Genomic DNA, 18979 nt, shown 5'->3' with positions numbered 1-18979 from the left:
TCCAAAAAGTAGAGGAACTCCAAAAATAAAATAAATATTTTTAGGTAATTCAAAAACACTTCTAAGATAACTGAAAAGAAATACCAAAAAAGCTAAAGTTATATATTTCCCCCATCGTCTCATATAAAAAATCCTTTCATTAGTCGGCTTGTATATGCTGTACACACCAGGTTAAAATAACGTCACTTCACGGAAGTGCTTGACTCCATTACTCAATAAAATAGAACTATGTTTTATGAACTTGAACTTAATGTTATAGTTTCAACTCTTCGCCTTCTAAAGTTAATATTATCTTAGACGAAGAAGGAGTTTTAGTTTCCAGTTCGATAACATCCCCACTATAATAAATCCCTTTTTCATCTAATTTTATATCGCCTATACCCCAACCCAAGAAATCAGTACTTTCTACATTAAAATTAGGTATGTTTAGCTGTTCAGGATTTTCACCTTTATAGGTAATCCTTATACTCTGAATCTCTTTTCCCCAAAAACTATATTCAGTAATTAGTTCGCCACTCCAATTTACACCTTCACCTTTGAATATAAGACCACTACTGTTTTCACAAGAAACTAACATCAACATTAAACAGATGATAAAAATGCACTTAGAAATATTCTTCATCCAAGCTACCTCCCCTTACGGTAACTATTTCTGCATCCTTCCAAATATACCTTTTTATCAGCTCAATGATCTTCAAGTAAAGTGCCAGTTAGTGAAACAAGGAACTGTATCTTAATAACTTTATTGTTCAATATTATTAAGGATCGACTATAGTTTTTTATTTAATGGAAATAAAACACAGTCTTTAATCGTATCACTATCCGTTAGTACCATTAATAATCGTTCAATTCCAAATCCCCAACCAGAAATGGGTGGCATTCCATATTCCATAGCTGTTAGATAATCTTCATCCATCTCCATAGCCTCCAAATCTCCATTACTTTTAAGAAGAGCTTGAGCCTCCAGTCTTCTTCTTTGTTCAAGTGGGTCAACCAACTCTGAATAGGCATTAATAATTTCCGCACCATTCACCACTAATTGGAACCGGTCTGTAAGAGCAGGGTTTTGATCATTGGCCCTAGCTAGTGGGGACAAGTCAATAGGATGTCGGATTAGAAATGTCGGTTTAACTAGTTGTGGCCGACACATTTTTTTGTAAAGAAGATCAATAAAATTACCTCTCCCTAAAGATTCAATATCAGGATGTTCCAAATCCATATTACCCCTCAATGTTTCTTGATATAAATCCTTAACATCAGGAAAAAGATCTATATCAATCCCTGTGTCTTTTAAGATTAAATCCCTGAAAGAGACAATGTCCCATTCTAGTGAAAAGTTTATTGTTTGACCCTGGATGGTAATGGTAGTCGTATTAAAGATTTGATCCAGGACAAACAGAACCATATTACGCATTAATTTCATTGTATCCTCATAATTCCAATATGCCGCATACCCTTCAACCATTGTAAATTCTTGAAGATGTTGAGGACTAATCCCCTCGTTCCTAAAACACTTTGCAAATTCAAAAACTTTGGTAAATCCACCTACAATTAACCTTTTCAAATAGGTTTCCGGTGCAATACGTAAATTTAGCTCTGTATCTAAAGAGTTATGATAGGTCCTAAAAGGCTTAGCTAACGCCCCAGAGAAAGTATGCTGTAAAACTGGTGTTTCTACTTCTAAAAATTCCTGGTCTTCAAAGAACCTGCGAATGGCACGTACCATTTTGGTTCTAGCTAGTAAGCGACTTTGTGTGTCTTTTGTCACCATTAAATCTAGATAACGCTGTCTATATCGAAGTTCAACATTGCTTAAACCGTGCCATTTTTCTGGAAGAGTCCGTAACGCCTTCCCAAGAAACACATAACTTTCGATACGAAGTGTTTTCTCATTCGTTTTAGTCGAATACATACATCCTTCCACACCGATAAAATCTCCCATATCCAATAAATTGTGAAACTGATTATAAGGTTCCTCACCAATCTCATCCTTTTTCAACAGAAGTTGTAAGCTTCCTTGTATGTTTGAAATAGTAATGAAACTTAATTTACTGAAGTTTCTAATGCTCATTATTCTTCCAGCAACTCGGACCCCAGAAGTTCCGTCTTCGAGTTGAGCAGCTGCATAAATTTCATTATTTGTAGAAAACCTTTCAGGATATACTGAAATCCCTTGCGATTTTAAAGTCTCTAATTTCTCTATTCTTAAAGCTATTTGTTCATTGCTCATTCTTTTCACTCCATTCTTTTAGTTTGTTTATAATGCTTTTTTAATTATGGATTTATATTTCCAAACAACAAAAAAACTCCCACCCCCAAGACATTTGTCTTGAGGACGGGAGTTTATAGCTCCGCGGTACCACCTCAGTTTATTGATATGTCGCCATATCAACCTCTTCGAGTACGTCAATTTTCTAATAATTGATTATACCCTATCTCTTTAACGGGAGATCCCGTCGCAGTATCACTAAGAATGCTCTTAGATCCGTGCGAAGCTCCAAGACTTTTTTTCATTAAGATCATTATTACTCCTTCCCACCTACCGGAGCTCTCTGAAAATAATTAATCAAAATTACTCTTCTCTTCATAGCCGTACATTATATATTGATTGAAAATAATTTAGCATAATTAAATGGAGTAGTCAATTTCTATTTGATGGGTTGCCATGACAGTTCGACCTTGCCCTCACAGTTTACCGGGATGCCATGACAGTTTTCGACTTTACCCTCTCAGTTTGATGGGTTGCCATGACAGTTCCCGACTTTCCCCTTACAGTTTACCGGAATGCCATGACAGTTTGATCTTGCCCTCACAGTTTGTCGGGATGCCATGACAGTTCGACCTTGCCCTCGCAGTTTACCGTGTTGCCATGACAGTTGTCGACTTTGCCCTTACAGTTTGAAGTAATGCCATGACAGTTCGGCCTTCCCCTTACAGTTTACTGGAATGCCATGACAGTTCGATCTTGTCCTCACAGTTTGCTGGGATGCCATGACAGTTCCCGACTTTCCCCTCACAGTTTGACGGGATGCCGTGACAGTTCCCGGCTTTCCCCTTACAGTTCACCAAGCTACCATGACTTCAAGCCCTATCCTCATGACTAATACAATCCAGTCTCCATAAAAAAACCGTTACCACTTGTCGTTTGACAGCGCTAACGGTGATTATTTTATTTAATTTCCATTTTCAACAAGTACTGCTAGTGATTCCAACGCCTGTTCCTCGTCAATTCCTTCTGCAATCAACGTAACAGTCGTGCCGCGCGCGATGGCTAGGCTCATGATCCCCATTATACTTTTAGCATTTACTTGGCGTTCTTCTTTTTTCAAAAATACATCGGACAAAAACCTATTTGCCTCTTGGACAAAAAGTGCTGCTTGCCTTGCTTGTAATCCTGATTTCAACTTCACTTCAACTATTCGTTCTGCCATGACAGCGCCAGCTCCTCTCTTGGTTCGACAGCGGATTTACCGACTACCGATTCCCCCATTGCGAAGATTTTCCGCAATTTCTTCAATTTTTCTTAAGCGATGGTTCACACCTGATTTACTTACCATTCCACCCGAAACCAGTTCTCCAAGTTCCTTCAACGTAATATCCTGATTGTCGACCCGAAGCCTCGCGATTTCTTGTAATCTATCTGGTAATTCAGCAAGTCCAATCGTACTTTCAATAAACTTTATATTTTCAACTTGGCGCTGTGCTGCACCAATTGTTTTATTCATATTCGCGGTTTCACAATTCACAAGCCTGTTCACACTATTTCTCATATCGCGTATAATTCGTACATCTTCAAACTTCATTAAGCTCACATGCGCGCCGACAATACTAAGGAAATCCGATATTTTTTCAGCTTCTTTCAAATAAGCAATATACCCTTTTTTCCGTTCAATCGACTTCGCATTCAAATGGTATTTGTTCATCAAATCGACTAAGTCTTCACTATGTTCTTTATATATCGAAAAGATTTCAAGGTGATAAGAAGATGTTTCCGGGTTATTCACGGAACCCCCTGCCAGAAAAGCCCCCCGCAGATAAGCGCGTTGACAGCATCTCTTTTTAACCAATTCCTTTGAGATTTCATTTTTAAATTGAAATGTTCCCGTCAGGATTAGAAGTTCTTCCAAAAGAGCTTTTGCTCCACCTCGAATTCGGCAAATGTAAACGTTATTCTTTTTCAAGCGCATCTTTTTTCGAACAAGCAACTCTACTTTATAAGGATACAACCGTTTTAAATTCGTATACAGGCGTCTGGCAATCGCTGCATTTTCAGTTTGTACGTCCAAACTTAACTGTTTATTAGAAAAGGAAAGTGCACCATTCATCCTAATGAACGCCGCTACTTCCGCCTTTATACAACAGTCATCCGCTTCTATCTGTGTCATTTCCTTTTTTGTTTCTGAAGCAAAAGACATGATTCTTCCCCTTTCTCGGCGACGATCACGTCTGTTCCGTTTCGATCCCATTTTCCATATATTCTATAAGCCATTTAGCTACTTTCTCGGAATCATGTATGATAGTTCCATTTAATAATAAGCAAATGTCTTTTACTACGATATTTGGTACAAGTTGTTGAAGCGTTTCCAAATCGTTTTCGACAGGCCAGGGAGGTCCCGTCCATTCTTTCCCACCCTGCAACGCAGAAAATTCTGTGCCGTTCAATAAAACCGTGTCGATAAAAGGTTCACCCGCATGATCATACAATGCCTGCACATGCTCCGAAGCAGTATAGCGGTGTGTTTCTCCTGCTTGCGTCGTCAAGTTGTTAATATACACCTTTTTTGCCTTACATGACAAGACCGCTTTACGAATTGATTGGACAAGCAGTGCGGGCAAGATGCTTGTATATAGGCTACCTGGGCCAATAATGATCAGGTCAGCAGAATTGATTGCCTCTATTGTTTCAGGTAACGGTTCAACTTCTTGTGGTGATAAATACACTTTGCGAATTTTACGTTCGTAAACCGGTATTTTCGATTCACCCGTCACGATTGTACCGTCTTCGAGTTCTGCGTGCAATGTGATCCGCTGATTAGCGGCTGGTAATACTTTCCCTTTTATGTTTAGCACCCTGCTCATTTGTTCGACTGCACGTGCGAAATCACCTGTGATATCCGTCATAGCAGCCAGCATAAGATTGCCGAGTGAATGACCTTTCAAATCCTCTGAAGTAGCAAAGCGGTATTCAAACATTTCTTCGATTAATGGCTCAACATCTGAAAGCGCTGCCATCACTTTGCGAATATCACCCGGAGGTGGTATGTCATATTCGTCAAGAAGTCTGCCCGAACTGCCGCCATCATCAGCTACTGTAACGACCGCAGTCAAATCGACAGGGTAATTTTTCAATCCGCGTAGCAAAGTGGATAAACCAGTTCCGCCGCCTAACACAACGACTTTCTTCAAGTTCCCGGATTTCGGCATAGCGTCAATCCTTTCTTTTTTCAATATCCCTATGGGTGATGAGTGTCCGGTACTCGTCTTTGAACCGGCTTCCGAAAAATTCAGCGAGTGTTACAGAACGGTGTTGACCTCCTGTACAGCCGAATGCAATCACAACTTGTGATTTTCCTTCATTTTTATATTGTGGAATTAAGAACTTAAATAAGTCCGTGAGTTTTTCAATAAGGATTTGAGTATCTTTCCATTTCAGTACATAGTCATAGACTTCTTTCTCGAGTCCCGTCTTCGGTTTCAAATCCTCAATATAGAAAGGATTTGGTAGGAAACGCACGTCAAACACGACATCTGCATCAATTGGCATGCCATGCTTAAAACCGAAAGAGAGGAAGTTTAGTGTAAAACCAAGATCATCCTTAGAGGAGAACTCAGCCATTATTTTCTCTCTCAATGCCCTTGGTTTTAAACTTGTAGTGTTGAAAATCGAGCGTGCACGGCCTTTCATCTCAGACAACAGCAGGCGCTCTTTCTTTATACCTGCTAGAGGCAATCCGCCTGCCGATAATGGATGTGACCTTCTCGATTCCTTATAGCGTCGAACAAGCGTCTCATCGTCTGCATCAAGGAATAATATTCGCGATGATACACCCTGCATTTCCAAAAGGTCATCCAGAGCTCCAATGAGCGAATCAAATAGGTCACCTCCACGCGTATCCATTACAGCGGCTATCCGTTTCATTTGATTTTCCGATTTCATCATCAAATTCAGAAACATAACTAATAGCTCTGGAGGCAAATTATCGATGCAATAAAATCCAAGATCTTCAAAGCTCTGCACTGCAACCGTCTTACCTGCACCCGACATCCCCGTAATAATAACTATTTCAATATCGCTGCTTGGCTTCCCTATTTCAGTCATTGTCCATCACCTTCCACAGAATTTTGGATTTCCTCTTTCAAGAGTTTAAATTCTTCGGTATAAAAGAACGTTCCATACTGTATCCCACTCTGAGATACTGCAAACAGTAAATTGGTTCGATCCCCTTCTGCCATCGGAAGTGTCTCTAAGCTTTCAACAGGATGCCATTCCAATACTCCTTCAATTGTCGTTTCAAACGGTTTACCCACTAAGTCAAAAGCAATGAATGTGTGGAGCATCCATTCGTTTTTCACAGTCTCCCCAGTTTCATCTGTAATCATCATTGTGTAGACGCCTTTTAACAATGGACTAATCGGTACAGCACCGGTTTCTTCCGTGAATTCTCTGACGGCTGTTTCGTAAACCGATTCACCCGGATCCATCTTTCCACCAGGAGCTACATACCACCCGCGACGAGGTTTTTTTAACAGTAATACATGATTATCTTTTACTACAAGTAAATTTACGATTCTCTGCATTTGTCTAACCCCACTTTTTATAAACGCATAGTATCATTATACATCGAACCGTTGTAAAACGACAAAAAAAAGGCAACCCATCGGATAAACCGATAAATTGCCTTTCAAAATTTACTTTATCAAAAGGGGGGTCAATTGATACTTTTACTATACCCTTTAGACATTGCATTTCTGTTACAGCTACATTAAGGTTACATTAAGCTTTTGCGCCTAATTTCTCCATCAATTCCTCAACGTATTTCTGGACAGCCTGCGCAGCAATACTACCGTCTCCAGTAGCCGTTACAACTTGACGCAATAATTTTTCACGAACATCCCCTGCAGCATAAATACCAGGTACAGATGTTTCCATGATTTCGTTTGTTGCAACGTAACCATTTTCGTCAAGAATACCAAGTTTAGCAAATGGAGCAGTTAACGGGTCCATTCCGATGTAGACGAACATGCCATCCGCTTCAAATACCCTTTCAGAACCATCAACAGTTGAAACAAGTGTAACGGAACCAACTTTTCCTTCTCTAGCATTTACTTCTTTCACAGATGAATTCCAGATGAATTCAATCTTGTCGTTTGCAAATGCACGGTCTTGAAGAATTTTTTGTGCACGTAATTCACCGCGGCGATGAACAATCGTCACCTTATCTGCAAAACGTGTCAAATAAGTTCCCTCTTCTACGGCAGAGTCGCCACCGCCTACAACAACGAGCTCTTTCTTACGGAAGAATGCCCCATCACAAACCGCACAATAGCTTACGCCACGGCCTGTAAGTTCAGCTTCTCCGGGAATACCCATTTTTTTGTATTCAGCACCTGTCGTAATAATAATCGCACGGGCTTTATACTCTTTATCCCCGACGACTATCGTCTTGTAACTTTCTCCATCAATAACATCTGTAACATCGCCATAAGCATATTCAGCACCAAACTTACGCGCGTGATCAAACATTTTTGTAGAAAGGTCCGGACCTAATATATGTTCGAATCCTGGGTAGTTTTCAATTTCTTCCGTATTAGCCATTTGACCGCCTGGAATTCCCCGTTCAAGCATTAACGTTGAAAGGTTCCCACGAGATGTATAGACAGCAGCCGTCATCCCCGCAGGGCCGGCACCAATAATAATGACATCATAAATTTTTTCAGTTGTCATGTGAATTTCCTCCTCTACAACATTTACACACCAAATCGTATAGGATACGTAAGTTCCATTCAACTTTTCTGCTTACAAGAAAAGCGTAAGGCGCCGTCCAGCCCCGACAGGCATAAGACGTTTTGCGAGGAGGCGTACTTCAGACCCCACAGCAAAATGGCTTATGACCCGAGGGGGTGGCGCCTGGAGCTAGACACCAAGAAAAGCGCAAGCGCCTTGGTAGACCCGAAAAGCGCTGGAGGGCCTTAAGATAAAGGCGCTCTTTGCCTTTAACTTAAGGACTGAAGCGACTCGAGGGTCTAGGCGCTGGAGCTAGACACTATTCTAAGTCAAAAAAACGTATACTCTCTTACCAATATATGTCGAACTAATGATTCTATATAATCTCCAGCGAAGGCGCCTCATAGGGGTAGCCGAAGCAATAAGACTGACAGCGGTTTTCTGTCTGGCTTATTGCGGGAGGCATCCCCAAGCGCCGAGCGTTGTTGAGAGGATTCTTTATGTCAACATATATAATAAGACAAGCGTAGGACATTAGGCATCAAACTGTGGTAAATACTCAATCAATTCTCCGACATACTTTGTCAGTGTCGGAACTGAGATACCGAATTCCTTTGCAATCGCTGTTTTGGTTACATCCGGATAACGGGATGACTGGAACATATAATCTGCTGCAGCTGCAAGTGCCGCCGGGTTTCTAAACAAATAAGATCGACTTAATGCAGTTTCGCAAAGTGTGAACCACATTTGAAACAGATGAGATGCTTGTTTATCGAGCGGACAATATTTGTTGTAAAGTAAGTCGGTCGTTTCAAGCGCTCGCATAAATGACTTATCAAAGTTGGTTTCCGGCATGAATTCATAATCGAGACCACTTGCCAGAAAAAGCCGCTCGTAGTCACTCAGTTTTTCCATTTCAATATAAGATGGATGTGAGATAATTTCCTGCTTGTGACCTGACTTTCCAAGAAGATAAAAACCAAACATCCTTTCACTTCTGTAGGTGTTGGCAATTTTACTTAGTAGAAACTCCCTATCCTGCTCAAGTGAATCAGACGTGATAATCTCTTGGACACCATTCCACGGTTCGTAACCAGCCTTCGATGGATCCAGTTCAATCAGCTTTGCATATGCTTCTCGTGCCACTTTTTCATGTCCAGAGAAATAAGCGGAATGGGACAGCCAGAAGTAGTAGCCTGTGTCCCCTTCAAACCCTCTCTTTTGTAGACTTCTAAGCCAATTATAAGCTTCTTTATGTCTGCCAATAAGCGCAAATGTCGCGCCGAGTTTATAGCGATTTTCAAATTGATACGGTTTAATTTTCACAAGTAAAGCAAGTAGGGACTCCAATTCCTCTTCCTTCTTTTCGTAATAATAAAAGACCGCCAGATTACAAAGTGCATGGATATTTCCTTTATTACGATTTAAAACATCATGAAGTAACTTACTAGCTCGCTCGTTTTCCCCGATATAAAAATAAGCCAGAGCTAAATTGTTATAAGCCGCCCAAAACTCCGGATAATCGACAATAATCGACTCAAGTAATTCCACGGCCGCCTTGAATTCACCTGACTCCATAAGTCGGCGTGCCTTTTCCTGTAAAAAGAATACTTCACCGTCCGGCATTTCATCATCATTAAATGACTCTTCCTGTTCTGCGAAATCAATAATTTCCATTGAATCATCAGCAAATGGACCATCAGGATCAATTAATATATATTTTTCCGCATACATTTTTGCATCCCGCAGCATACCAAGATGGGCATGCACTTCTGCCAAATAGAATATAATTTCCTCTTCCGAAGGTGCGAATGAGTTTGCAGTCATTAGCAGTTCATGAGCTTCCTCAAAACGTCCCTCTTCCATGACGAGCACGCCATATTCCATGAGGATTTTCCAATCTTCAGGACTAAGCTCTGATGCTCTTTTCAAATACCGCTGTGCATCTTCAAAACGATCGCGTTGCATCGCCTGAATCGCTTTATTATAATAAAATTCACCGTCTGGAATGAACGAAATAATTTTTTTATCATGCTTGTTACGTAGTTTATCCAATCATATTCCCCCGAAAAAATAAGAAGGAACGCAAAGCACGTTCCTTCTCGTATTGTCCCCCATTATACCATAAGATACATCGGCACTATCCGTTTTCATTTTTTTGTTGTCGCTCAATCATCTGCTCCAGTGTAAAGATGATCTTAACCGGATTGCCACCAGCAAACACACCTGGTGGGATATCACGGTTTACGAGAGAAGCAGCAGAAATAATTGCCCCATCTCCAATTTCCACTCCGGGAAGAATTGTCGTATTTGCTCCAATTAATACGTTCTTTCCAATAATGACATCTCCTATACGATACTCATCTATTAAGTATTCATGTGCAAGGATTGTCGTATTGAAGCCAATGATTGAATTGTCACCGACTTTTATCCTCTCGGGGAACATGACATCAGGCATCACCATAAGGGCGAAAGATGTCTTATTCCCAACTTCCATTTTCAAAAATGTGCGGAACAAAAAGTTCTTCATCGGGATGAAAGGTGTGTACCTCGATAATTGGATAACAGCAAAGTTTTTTGCAACTTTGAAAAAAGGAACCGTCTTGTAAATATGCCAAAGTGAATTTGCTCCCTCTCGTGCGGGATACCTTTCAGTACGTCTCAATCTTTTTCGCCTTTAACCAATTGGAGTAGTTCCGAAATATGCTGCAACATGTAATCTGGGTTGAATGTTTGTAAAAAGGCTTCCCCTTTTGCCGACCATGCGACACCCGCTGTACGGACCCCTGCATTTTGCCCACCAACTATGTCATGGTAGTTATCCCCGATCATAAGGGCTTCATCCGCGTTGGCTCCCAATCGTTCGAGTGCTAGTAAAATCGGTTCTGGATCAGGCTTCGTTTTCGTTACATCATCCATTGCAATGACTTCGTCAAAAACCCCTTCCACATCAAGGAGTTCTAACCCTCTCATAATCATATCTTTTCTCTTGGTCGAGACAATCGCCATTTTCATGCCCGCTGCCTTCAACAACCTCATCGTTTCAGAAACACCGTCAAACTCAATTGAAAGTTCGTCATGCATTGATTTATTCCATGCTCTATATTCTTCAATCAGTTGCTCCGTCTTTTCAGGTTCAACCGAATCGAATGATTCATACAATGTTGGCCCTAAAAACGGTAGTATATCGATTCGTTCATATTTCCCCGGGTAATGATTACCAAGGACATATTGGAATGTCTGGATGATCAATTCATTCGTATCCAGTAATGTTCCGTCAAAATCAAATAGTAGTGTAGTAATTGGTTTAGCCATCTGCAACCGGAACCTCCTTTTTTTTCTGTTGTTCAGCCCGTTTCCAGACATATGCGACAATGATCGTCAACACGAAAGCTGTTACGACCCGGATAATCAGTAATGGCAGAATCGGAATGCCTAGTGGGATAAAAATCAGTGTATCTTCTATAACTGCATGACAGGCGACTAGAAAGATGAATGCCAGTGTTGCGTCCTTCTTGCTCACACCATCCTCTTGTACGGCCTGTATCATAACGCCAGCACCATAAGCGAGACCGATAACCAAACCGGCAACAAGTGTCATCGACGCATTGGATTGTACGCCAATTACTTTCGTGAAGGGTGCCAGTTTCTCCGAAAATTTCTGCAAATAATTACGATCTTTCAAGAACTGAACAATAATCATAAGTGGAATAACAATTATGGCAAGCTGAAGAACTCCAAATGACGCTTTCTGAACACCTAACAGTCCAATTTCTAACCAACCATCTGGTATATCCGTAACTTTCGGAGTCATTCCGTAACGTGCTGTCTCTCCTCCGCCTTGCCACATCAAGTTAATGATAATACCTGACATCGCTGCAAGCCCAAAACGTACCACGAGCACAATCCATAACTTCACACCGACTTTCAGTGCAACGCCTGTTTCAATGAATAGATTATGTGAAAATGACAACATGATGGCGATGATGAATACTTCCTTCACAGTCATTTCCAACGATAAAACCCCTGCAATTCCCGCATATAAATTGAGTGCATTACCAAGCACTAACGGGATTGCAGCTTCTCCACTAAGACCGAATATCCCCATAAACGGTGCAACAAGTTTAATAAGCCACGGTAACACGGGTGTATGCTGTAAAATGACGACGAGTACTGTGATTGGAAAGATGATTTTCCCCAGCGTCCACGTTGTCCGAAGTCCTGCCTTTAATCCATTTTGAAGCGTCCCCATTCCCCAAACTCCTTCTTATTTATCTTGATACTTCACATTTACTTTTTGAACGTATCTTCTTACTATGAATACCGCGATAGCAACAATGATTGTGATAACCGATACTAGCTGCGCCGCCCGAAGTTCACCGATGACATATAAGCTGTCTGTTCGCATCCCCTCAATGAAGAAGCGTCCAGCAGAATACCAGACAAGGTAAAATAGAAACATTTCGCCGCGCTTCAAATTCACCTTGCGCAACAAGATAATGATGATAAGTCCCACAATATTCCACATAGATTCATAAAGGAATGTCGGATGATACGTCACGCCTTCAATCGTCATTTGGTTCATAATCCAATCAGGAATAATCGTTGTTTCAAGGAACTTTTCTGAAACAGGACCTCCGTGCGCTTCCTGATTCATGAAATTGCCCCAACGACCGATAATTTGACCAATCAGCAGTCCAGCTGCTGCGATATCGACCACTTTCCAGAATGAAATACCTCTCTTTTTCGTGAAGAAGTATGTCGTAATGAAGGCACCAATTAATGCACCATGGATAGCGATGCCGCCTTGCCAAATTTGAATAATTTGTCCCGGATTGTCTTTATAATAATCCCACGAGAAAATAACATAGTAGATTCGCGCACTAACAATCGCGATTGGAACGGCCCAAATGAGCAGATCCGTCAAAAAGTCCGGATGCATCCCGCGCTTAACCATTTCCTTTTGAACAACAATGAATGCGAGGACAATCCCCAGCGCAATTAAAATCCCATACCACCTGACTTCAAGCGAACCTAGCGAAAATGCAATCGGGTTTATTGCCAGTACATTAAACATGTATTAACCTATCCTTTCTCTATCAATCATTTACTTTCGATTCACTTTAATTTCATCAGCAAGTTTTTTTGTAAACTCCTCTGCTGCATTGACTCCAAGTTTTTTCATTCGATAATCCATTGCCGCAACTTCAATAATAACGGACAAGTTGCGCCCAGGTCTTACCGGCACAGTCAGCTTCGTCAATTCCGAATCCATAATTTTCATCTTTTCTTCATCAATGCCAAGTCGATCATAAATTTTATCCTGATCCCAAAATTCAAGATCGACGATAATTAAAATTCGTTTATCGCTCTTCACGGCGCTGGCTCCGAACAATGTCATCATATCTACAATCCCGACTCCACGGATTTCAAGCATATGTTCAAGTAGTTTTGGTGCATTTCCAATCAACACATTTTTTGCTACCTGTCTAATTTCCACAAGGTCATCAGCCACAAGTCGATGGCCCCTTTTCACAAGTTCAAGCGCTGTTTCACTTTTACCTACACCACTCTTACCCGTGATCAGTATCCCTATTCCATAAACATCTACAAGCACTCCATGAATGGCTGTCATTGGTGCAAGTCTGCCACTTAGATAATTCGTCAGCATTCCCGAAAATCGCGTCGTTGGAACATCCGTTTTCAAGACAGGAATGCCTTGATTTTCAGCAGCCTCAATCAATTCAACCGGCACTTCCATTTCATGTGCCACAATGATGGCCGGCGTAGTTTCTGAACAGAGTCTTTTCATCCGATCTATCCGTTCTACTTCGGTTAAGTTCGCGAAAAATGATAGCTCTGTCTTGCCCAATAGTTGAACACGATCCGCTAGGTAGTAATTGAAATAACCAGCCATTTCAAGGCCTGGTCTTGAAATATCACTCGTATGTATCTCACGCTCGATGCCGGCTTCGCCTGCGCATAGTTCAAGAAAAAGTTTTTCTTGTGCGTCCTTTACTGTTACATAAGACATTAACTCGCCCCTTTTCTATATATTCCAAACGTCTATAGCCTATTTTACCATGCTCTTTTTCAAATGAAATGATTTAGTGCCGAAACTGTCCACCTCTAAACCCTTTTTCCCTATATAGAGGATAAGGAAGGGAAGATTTTGACGACAATAATGATTGATGCAGGGCACGGTCCCAAGACAGCGGGAACACACTAAACAGATGGACTATTGCGGAAATTCCGCTTTTACAGCTTGTAATCGAACAGACCGCGGCGTGAAGAAAGCGAACTACGCTGTCCTACGTGAAACCCGGACGCCTGCGATACTTATTGAGTGCGGATTCATGACAAATTGAGAAGAAGCCGTGTTATTAATGAAGAAAGCATATAGACTTCAGTGTGCAAGGGCAATTGCTCACGCACTATCAACTTAGATTTATCAATAGAATAAATATTTTTTGATAGGGAGTAAGCAATTGTCGTGGTAACTATCAAAACCGACAGAGCTCTTTTCCCGATTTAATGGCTCTATAATCAGCACTTATCAAATAGAATGTTCTTCCAATACCGCTTTATCGCTTGGTGATGGCCTCACGTTTGTCGCTCCTTCGCTAGATTTGTTCATTATACTATTGAGGTATACCACCTAGTTAACTCCAAATAGGTAGTACCGAATATATAATCGGCAATTTCATTTCATTTAAAAAGGACTGTTGCTACACCGATTTCGGTGTAGCAACAGTCCTTTTTATTTCTTTATACTTTTTTCGCGTTATAACAAACGAGAACAGAACCCGTTTTCGCTTCACCAAAAATGTGTAACGGAGATGGATTTCCTTCTACGTCCTTTTTAAAACGAATTGTCCGATGTAGCAATTGTTCCTGCTCGACAGTCCGATCGACATCTTCAAGTTTTAAGTCCAATCGGCCCATATTGGACGCAATTTCACCTGACAGAGCGACTCCTGTTGGAATGTAAATTTCAACTGTACCGCTCATTGTTTTTGCTTCGATTTTCTCAGCTGCAAGATCTGTCGTTGTAACCACGACATGTCCGTTTAAAGATTGTGCCTCCACATCTTTCACAGCGCCATCGATGTACACACGGCCGTTGAGTGTTTCTGCTTCAATTGTAGTAGCAGTCACATCGTTTAGACCGATTGAGCCATTCACAGTTTCAAATTCACCATTTTTGAACGTCAAGCCAGCAATCTCGATTTTCCCGTTTGCAGTCTTCACTTTTACCTTTTCAGCAGTGGCATCTTTCATTTTAAATGAGCCGTTCAGCAAACGTGCGGAAATTCTCGCGTAATCCTTTTTCGGAATGAATAATTCAACATTTACTTGAACCATTTTCAAATCGCTTGAAATTCTTATTTTCCCTTCGTCATTAACAAACAATAACTTTTCAAGAAAATCTTTTTTCGCTTTTTCTTCTGACTCACTATTGTAGGTTTTCACCGTGAAATCTGCCCGTATTTCTTCTGTTTCACCAGTATGGATTGTCACTTTTCCGTTGTCGATATCAATGATAACTTCGTCGATTTCGGTTGCCGGCTTAGTTATTGTATGGTCAAACGTAACCGTATTACCAAATGGAGAATCAAATTCGAACGATTTCACTTTTTGAACAGCGCTCTGCATGAATTGCATGAATCTATCCCCGACGTTGGTAAAATCTTTAGTCAAATCTTCAAGGAATTCATCCATAGAAGGCTGATCTTGATCCTTGTCTTCGATAATAGGCTCAGCCTTTTCGAATGGATCTACTTTTTCTTGCTGTTTTGGTTCACTATATTGTTTTTCCAATTCTTGTGCCTTTACAGTGGTCTGTTTAGCTTCTGGGCTTTTTTCCACTTGACCAGTTTTCCCTAATGTTTCTAGAAGTGTCAATGCTTCCTCGGTCGTGATCGTACCGTTTTCCAGCATTGCTAAAATCCGTTTCCGTTCATTTTGCATCATTACGCCTCCTAGTATTGTGGTGTTCCGGATTTCTCCGTTATTTTATGACTAACTATTAAAGGTTGAAATAAAGAATCCCATTAAATTCGCTACTGCTCCCCTTATAAGGCGCCTTCGCTCAGTTTATATAGGTATTCATTTGTTCAACATACTATATATACGAATGGATGTGGAAAAGGTTTCATTTCGAAACCTTTTCTGCATCTTCAATCATCATGTCCATTCGTTTTCGTTCTCGCTCAAGTACCGGTTTTAAATAATAACCTGTATAGGATACTGTCGATTCCGCTACTTTTTCCGGAGTACCTGTCGCAATAATTTTACCGCCTTTATCACCACCCTCAGGCCCTATGTCGATAATGTAATCGACGGTTTTAATGACATCCAGGTTATGTTCGATAACGAGTACCGTATTTCCTGTATCGACAAGGCGCTGCAATACGATAAGTAGTTTGGCAATATCGTGGACATGAAGACCCGTCGTCGGTTCGTCAAGAATATAAAACGACTTTCCATTGGAGCGTTTGTGCAGCTCAGAAGCAAGTTTCACCCGTTGTGCTTCCCCGCCTGATAATGTTGTTGCCGGCTGGCCTAGATTAATATAACCTAGTCCCACATCAACAATCGTCTGAAGCTTACGGCTAATTTTCGGTATATTTTCAAAAAACACGAGTGCATCATCGACTGTCATAGCAAGTACGTCCGCAATGTTTTTCCCTTTATAGGTAACTTCCAGTGTCTCTCTATTATATCGTTTCCCATGACAAACTTCACAAGGTACATAGACGTCCGGTAAGAAGTGCATTTCGATTTTAATGATTCCATCGCCACGGCAGGCTTCACAACGACCACCCTTAACGTTAAAGCTGAAACGACCTTTTTTATAACCGCGGACTTTAGCTTCGTTCGTAGATGCAAACATATCCCGTACATCATCAAACATGCCTGTATAAGTAGCAGGATTGGATCTAGGCGTCCGTCCAATTGGAGACTGGTCGATTTCAATGACCTTTTCAAGCTCTTCAAGACCTATAGCAGTTTTATATTGTCCCGGTTTCTGCTTGGAACGATTCAATTTCTGTGCGAGTACTTTGTAAAGAACTTGATTGATTAGCGTACTTTTCCCTGATCCTGAAACACCCGTTACGGCGATGAATTGTCCGAGCGGAATATCTACATTTACATTTTTCAAGTTATTTTCAGATGCACCTTTAATGACGATTTTTCGTCCGTCCAGTTTACGTCTTTCCAATGGGAGCGGGATAAATTTCTTACCACTCAAATATTGACCTGTCAGTGAGTTAGGGTCATTCATAACTTTTTCAGGTGTTCCTGCAGAAACGATTTCTCCCCCTGCAACACCAGCACCAGGTCCGATATCAATTAAATAATCGGCAGCCATCATCGTATCTTCATCATGCTCAACAACAATCAGTGTATTGCCGATGTCGCGCATACTTTTCAATGTACCAATGAGCCGATCATTATCTCGCTGATGAAGTCCAATAGATGGTTCATCTAAAATATAAAGAACGCCTGTCAGCCTTGAACCAATTTGCGTTGCCAATCGAATTCGCTGAGCTTCGCCGCCGGATAGCGTTCCTGCCGCCCTCGATAATGACAAATAATCGAGTCCAACATTAATTAGGAATCCAAGACGTTCTTCAATTTCACGCAATATAAGCTTCGCAATTTGTGTATCTTTTTCAGATAGCACAAGGTTTTTGAAAAACTCGTCTGCTTCAGTAATGGACAATTCCGTCACTTTTCCGATATGGACGCCATTCACTTTTACCGCAAGTGACTCTTCCTTCAACCGGTAGCCAGCGCAAGTAGGACATGGCCGCTGTGACATATACTTCTCCATCTGTTCACGGATATAATCTGAAGAAGTTTCTTTAAAGCGGCGCTCTACATTTGCCAAAACACCTTCAAAGTAAATATTGCTATCCCGCGTTCCACCAAATTCATTTGTGTAACGGAATCGAATTTTTTCATCTTTCGAGCCATTTAATATTTTATCAAGTTCATCGTCTGGCAATTCATTTACCGGTACATCCATTGATATGCCAAAATGATTCGCGACAGTTTTTAAAAGTTCCGGATAGTATTGAGAGCTTGTCGGCTCCCATGGCGCAATTGCATGATCTTTTAACGACAGCGTTGGATCTGGCACGATTAATTCCGGGTCGACTTCTTGCTTTGTCCCCAGTCCATCACATTCCTGACAAGCGCCAAACGGACTGTTGAACGAAAACATTCTTGGTTCAAGTTCGCCAATTGAAAAACCGCATAATGGACAAGCATGGTGTTCACTGAACAGGATTTCTTCCCCGTCCATGACGTCAACCAAAACAGTACCATCCGCAAGACGTAGAGCCGATTCAAGAGAGTCGCTCAGACGTGGCGCAATGTCTTCCTTCATAACAATCCGGTCGATGACAACCTCAATCGTATGCTTCTTGTTTTTGTTCAATTCAATATTGTCGTCAAGATCTATAATTTCACCGTTGACTCGAATTCGTACATACCCTTGCTTCTTAATATCTTCGATTAATTTCACATGTGTTCCTTTACGACCTGAAACAATCGGTGCCAGAACTTGAATACGCGCACGTTCTGGTAATTTCATAAGGCGGTCAACCATTTGCTCAATCGTTTGGGACGAAATTTCCGTTCCGTGAATCGGGCAGATTGGTTTGCCAACACGTGCATAAAGAAGACGTAGATAGTCGTATATTTCCGTTGCAGTTCCTACGGTCGAGCGGGGATTGCGGCTCGTCGTCTTTTGATCAATTGAAATTGCCGGTGATAGCCCTTCAATGACATCCACATCCGGCTTGTCCATCTGACCTAAAAACTGTCGCGCATAAGAAGATAATGATTCAACGTACCTTCGCTGCCCTTCCGCGTAAATTGTATCGAAAGCGAGGGAGGACTTCCCTGACCCCGAAAGACCTGTCATGACGACCAATTTGTCACGAGGGATATTTATGTTAATATTTTTCAAATTATTCGCTCGTGCGCCTTGTATGATGATTTCTTTATTCTTCATAAAAA

17 protein-coding genes and 1 other annotated feature are annotated in these 18979 nt (G+C 41.1%); of the genes, 1 reads left to right on the top strand and 16 read right to left on the bottom strand.

The features are described from left to right. Positions 1-253 precede the first annotated feature (253 nt). The 14 genes from MKY15_RS11520 to hprK form a co-directional block, all read right to left on the bottom strand. Positions 254-622: a hypothetical protein gene (locus MKY15_RS11520; protein ID WP_342537587.1), complete on the bottom strand. Its 369-nt coding sequence runs from the start codon at positions 620-622 to the stop codon at positions 254-256. 147 nt (positions 623-769) lie between these two features. Beyond that, positions 770-2230 (bottom strand): lysine--tRNA ligase, encoded by a 1461-nt coding sequence (lysS, locus tag MKY15_RS11515; protein ID WP_342537586.1) that lies wholly within the window; start codon positions 2228-2230, stop codon positions 770-772. Between the two features lie 98 nt (positions 2231-2328). Continuing rightward, positions 2329-2597: a binding site (T-box leader), on the bottom strand. 576 nt (positions 2598-3173) lie between these two features. Beyond that, entirely contained in the window at positions 3174-3431 is a 258-nt protein-coding gene (locus MKY15_RS11510) for an HPr family phosphocarrier protein (protein ID WP_067205987.1), read from the bottom strand. A 36-nt stretch (positions 3432-3467) separates the two neighbouring features. After that, the gene (gene whiA, locus MKY15_RS11505) at positions 3468-4415 is read right to left on the bottom strand and encodes a DNA-binding protein WhiA (RefSeq protein WP_149582292.1); all 948 of its coding nucleotides are present in this window, start codon (positions 4413-4415) and stop codon (positions 3468-3470) included. Between the two features lie 25 nt (positions 4416-4440). Then, positions 4441-5424: a gluconeogenesis factor YvcK family protein gene (locus MKY15_RS11500; RefSeq protein ID WP_067213832.1), complete on the bottom strand. Its 984-nt coding sequence runs from the start codon at positions 5422-5424 to the stop codon at positions 4441-4443. A gap of 4 nt (positions 5425-5428) precedes the next feature. Continuing rightward, positions 5429-6319 (bottom strand): RNase adapter RapZ, encoded by an 891-nt coding sequence (gene rapZ, locus MKY15_RS11495; RefSeq protein ID WP_067205982.1) that lies wholly within the window; start codon positions 6317-6319, stop codon positions 5429-5431. Beyond that, on the bottom strand, positions 6316-6798 hold the full coding sequence (locus MKY15_RS11490; protein WP_067205979.1) for an NUDIX domain-containing protein: 483 nt from the start codon (positions 6796-6798) through the stop codon (positions 6316-6318). The genes rapZ and MKY15_RS11490 overlap by 4 nt, the downstream gene beginning before the upstream one ends. A gap of 196 nt (positions 6799-6994) precedes the next feature. Beyond that, the gene (trxB, locus tag MKY15_RS11485; RefSeq protein ID WP_067205976.1) at positions 6995-7945 is read right to left on the bottom strand and encodes a thioredoxin-disulfide reductase; all 951 of its coding nucleotides are present in this window, start codon (positions 7943-7945) and stop codon (positions 6995-6997) included. Between the two features lie 534 nt (positions 7946-8479). Further along, the gene (locus MKY15_RS11480) at positions 8480-10000 is read right to left on the bottom strand and encodes a tetratricopeptide repeat protein (protein ID WP_067205973.1); all 1521 of its coding nucleotides are present in this window, start codon (positions 9998-10000) and stop codon (positions 8480-8482) included. An 85-nt stretch (positions 10001-10085) separates the two neighbouring features. Beyond that, the gene (locus tag MKY15_RS11475; RefSeq protein ID WP_067205970.1) at positions 10086-10610 is read right to left on the bottom strand and encodes an acyltransferase; all 525 of its coding nucleotides are present in this window, start codon (positions 10608-10610) and stop codon (positions 10086-10088) included. Continuing rightward, complete coding sequence (gene ppaX / locus MKY15_RS11470) at positions 10607-11260, bottom strand: pyrophosphatase PpaX (RefSeq protein ID WP_187046675.1); 654 nt, start codon at positions 11258-11260, stop codon at positions 10607-10609. The genes MKY15_RS11475 and ppaX overlap by 4 nt, the downstream gene beginning before the upstream one ends. Beyond that, on the bottom strand, positions 11253-12197 hold the full coding sequence (locus MKY15_RS11465) for a nucleoside recognition domain-containing protein (RefSeq protein ID WP_342537585.1): 945 nt from the start codon (positions 12195-12197) through the stop codon (positions 11253-11255). Before MKY15_RS11465 ends, ppaX begins: the two co-directional genes overlap by 8 nt. A gap of 15 nt (positions 12198-12212) precedes the next feature. Next, on the bottom strand, positions 12213-13022 hold the full coding sequence (gene lgt, locus MKY15_RS11460) for a prolipoprotein diacylglyceryl transferase (RefSeq protein WP_067205964.1): 810 nt from the start codon (positions 13020-13022) through the stop codon (positions 12213-12215). 30 nt (positions 13023-13052) lie between these two features. Beyond that, positions 13053-13979, bottom strand: a complete 927-nt coding sequence (gene hprK, locus MKY15_RS11455) for an HPr(Ser) kinase/phosphatase (protein WP_338653539.1) — start codon at positions 13977-13979, stop codon at positions 13053-13055. A 157-nt stretch (positions 13980-14136) separates the two neighbouring features. Here hprK and MKY15_RS11450 point away from each other — a divergent pair, with 157 nt between their 5' ends. Next, complete coding sequence (locus tag MKY15_RS11450; protein WP_342539742.1) at positions 14137-14313, top strand: N-acetylmuramoyl-L-alanine amidase; 177 nt, start codon at positions 14137-14139, stop codon at positions 14311-14313. Between the two features lie 400 nt (positions 14314-14713). On the opposite strand, the gene MKY15_RS11445 is transcribed toward MKY15_RS11450, so the two are convergent. Together MKY15_RS11445 and uvrA are read right to left on the bottom strand one after the other, a co-directional pair. Next, the gene (locus MKY15_RS11445; protein WP_338653541.1) at positions 14714-15916 is read right to left on the bottom strand and encodes a DUF4097 family beta strand repeat-containing protein; all 1203 of its coding nucleotides are present in this window, start codon (positions 15914-15916) and stop codon (positions 14714-14716) included. 184 nt (positions 15917-16100) lie between these two features. Next, positions 16101-18974, bottom strand: a complete 2874-nt coding sequence (gene uvrA / locus MKY15_RS11440) for an excinuclease ABC subunit UvrA (RefSeq protein WP_342537583.1) — start codon at positions 18972-18974, stop codon at positions 16101-16103. Between the last annotated feature and the right edge of the window lie 5 nt (positions 18975-18979).

The organism is Sporosarcina sp. FSL K6-1540, from assembly GCF_038620285.1.
Taxonomy (GTDB): Bacteria; Bacillota; Bacilli; order Bacillales_A; family Planococcaceae; genus Sporosarcina; species Sporosarcina psychrophila.
The sequence above is the reverse complement of the archived record's forward strand: the minus strand, read 5'-3'. Positions and strand labels throughout refer to the sequence as shown.

Bases quoted from the DNA above. Each gene is read 5' to 3' on its own strand.
- MKY15_RS11520 (WP_342537587.1), bottom strand. From the start codon at position 622: ATGAAGAATATTTCTAAGTGCATTTTTATCATCTGTTTAATGTTGATG.
- MKY15_RS11450 (WP_342539742.1), top strand. From the start codon at position 14,137: ATGCAGGGCACGGTCCCAAGACAGCGGGAACACACTAAACAGATGGAC.
- lgt (WP_067205964.1), bottom strand. From the start codon at position 13,022: ATGTTTAATGTACTGGCAATAAACCCGATTGCATTTTCGCTAGGTTCG.
- hprK (WP_338653539.1), bottom strand. From the start codon at position 13,979: ATGTCTTATGTAACAGTAAAGGACGCACAAGAAAAACTTTTTCTTGAA.
- MKY15_RS11500 (WP_067213832.1), bottom strand. From the start codon at position 5,424: ATGCCGAAATCCGGGAACTTGAAGAAAGTCGTTGTGTTAGGCGGCGGA.
- rapZ (WP_067205982.1), bottom strand. From the start codon at position 6,319: ATGACTGAAATAGGGAAGCCAAGCAGCGATATTGAAATAGTTATTATT.
- uvrA (WP_342537583.1), bottom strand. From the start codon at position 18,974: ATGAAGAATAAAGAAATCATCATACAAGGCGCACGAGCGAATAATTTG.
- MKY15_RS11490 (WP_067205979.1), bottom strand. From the start codon at position 6,798: ATGCAGAGAATCGTAAATTTACTTGTAGTAAAAGATAATCATGTATTA.
- MKY15_RS11445 (WP_338653541.1), bottom strand. From the start codon at position 15,916: ATGCAAAATGAACGGAAACGGATTTTAGCAATGCTGGAAAACGGTACG.
- trxB (WP_067205976.1), bottom strand. From the start codon at position 7,945: ATGACAACTGAAAAAATTTATGATGTCATTATTATTGGTGCCGGCCCT.
- ppaX (WP_187046675.1), bottom strand. From the start codon at position 11,260: ATGGCTAAACCAATTACTACACTACTATTTGATTTTGACGGAACATTA.
- whiA (WP_149582292.1), bottom strand. From the start codon at position 4,415: ATGTCTTTTGCTTCAGAAACAAAAAAGGAAATGACACAGATAGAAGCG.
- lysS (WP_342537586.1), bottom strand. From the start codon at position 2,230: ATGAGCAATGAACAAATAGCTTTAAGAATAGAGAAATTAGAGACTTTA.
- MKY15_RS11510 (WP_067205987.1), bottom strand. From the start codon at position 3,431: ATGGCAGAACGAATAGTTGAAGTGAAGTTGAAATCAGGATTACAAGCA.
- MKY15_RS11465 (WP_342537585.1), bottom strand. From the start codon at position 12,197: ATGGGGACGCTTCAAAATGGATTAAAGGCAGGACTTCGGACAACGTGG.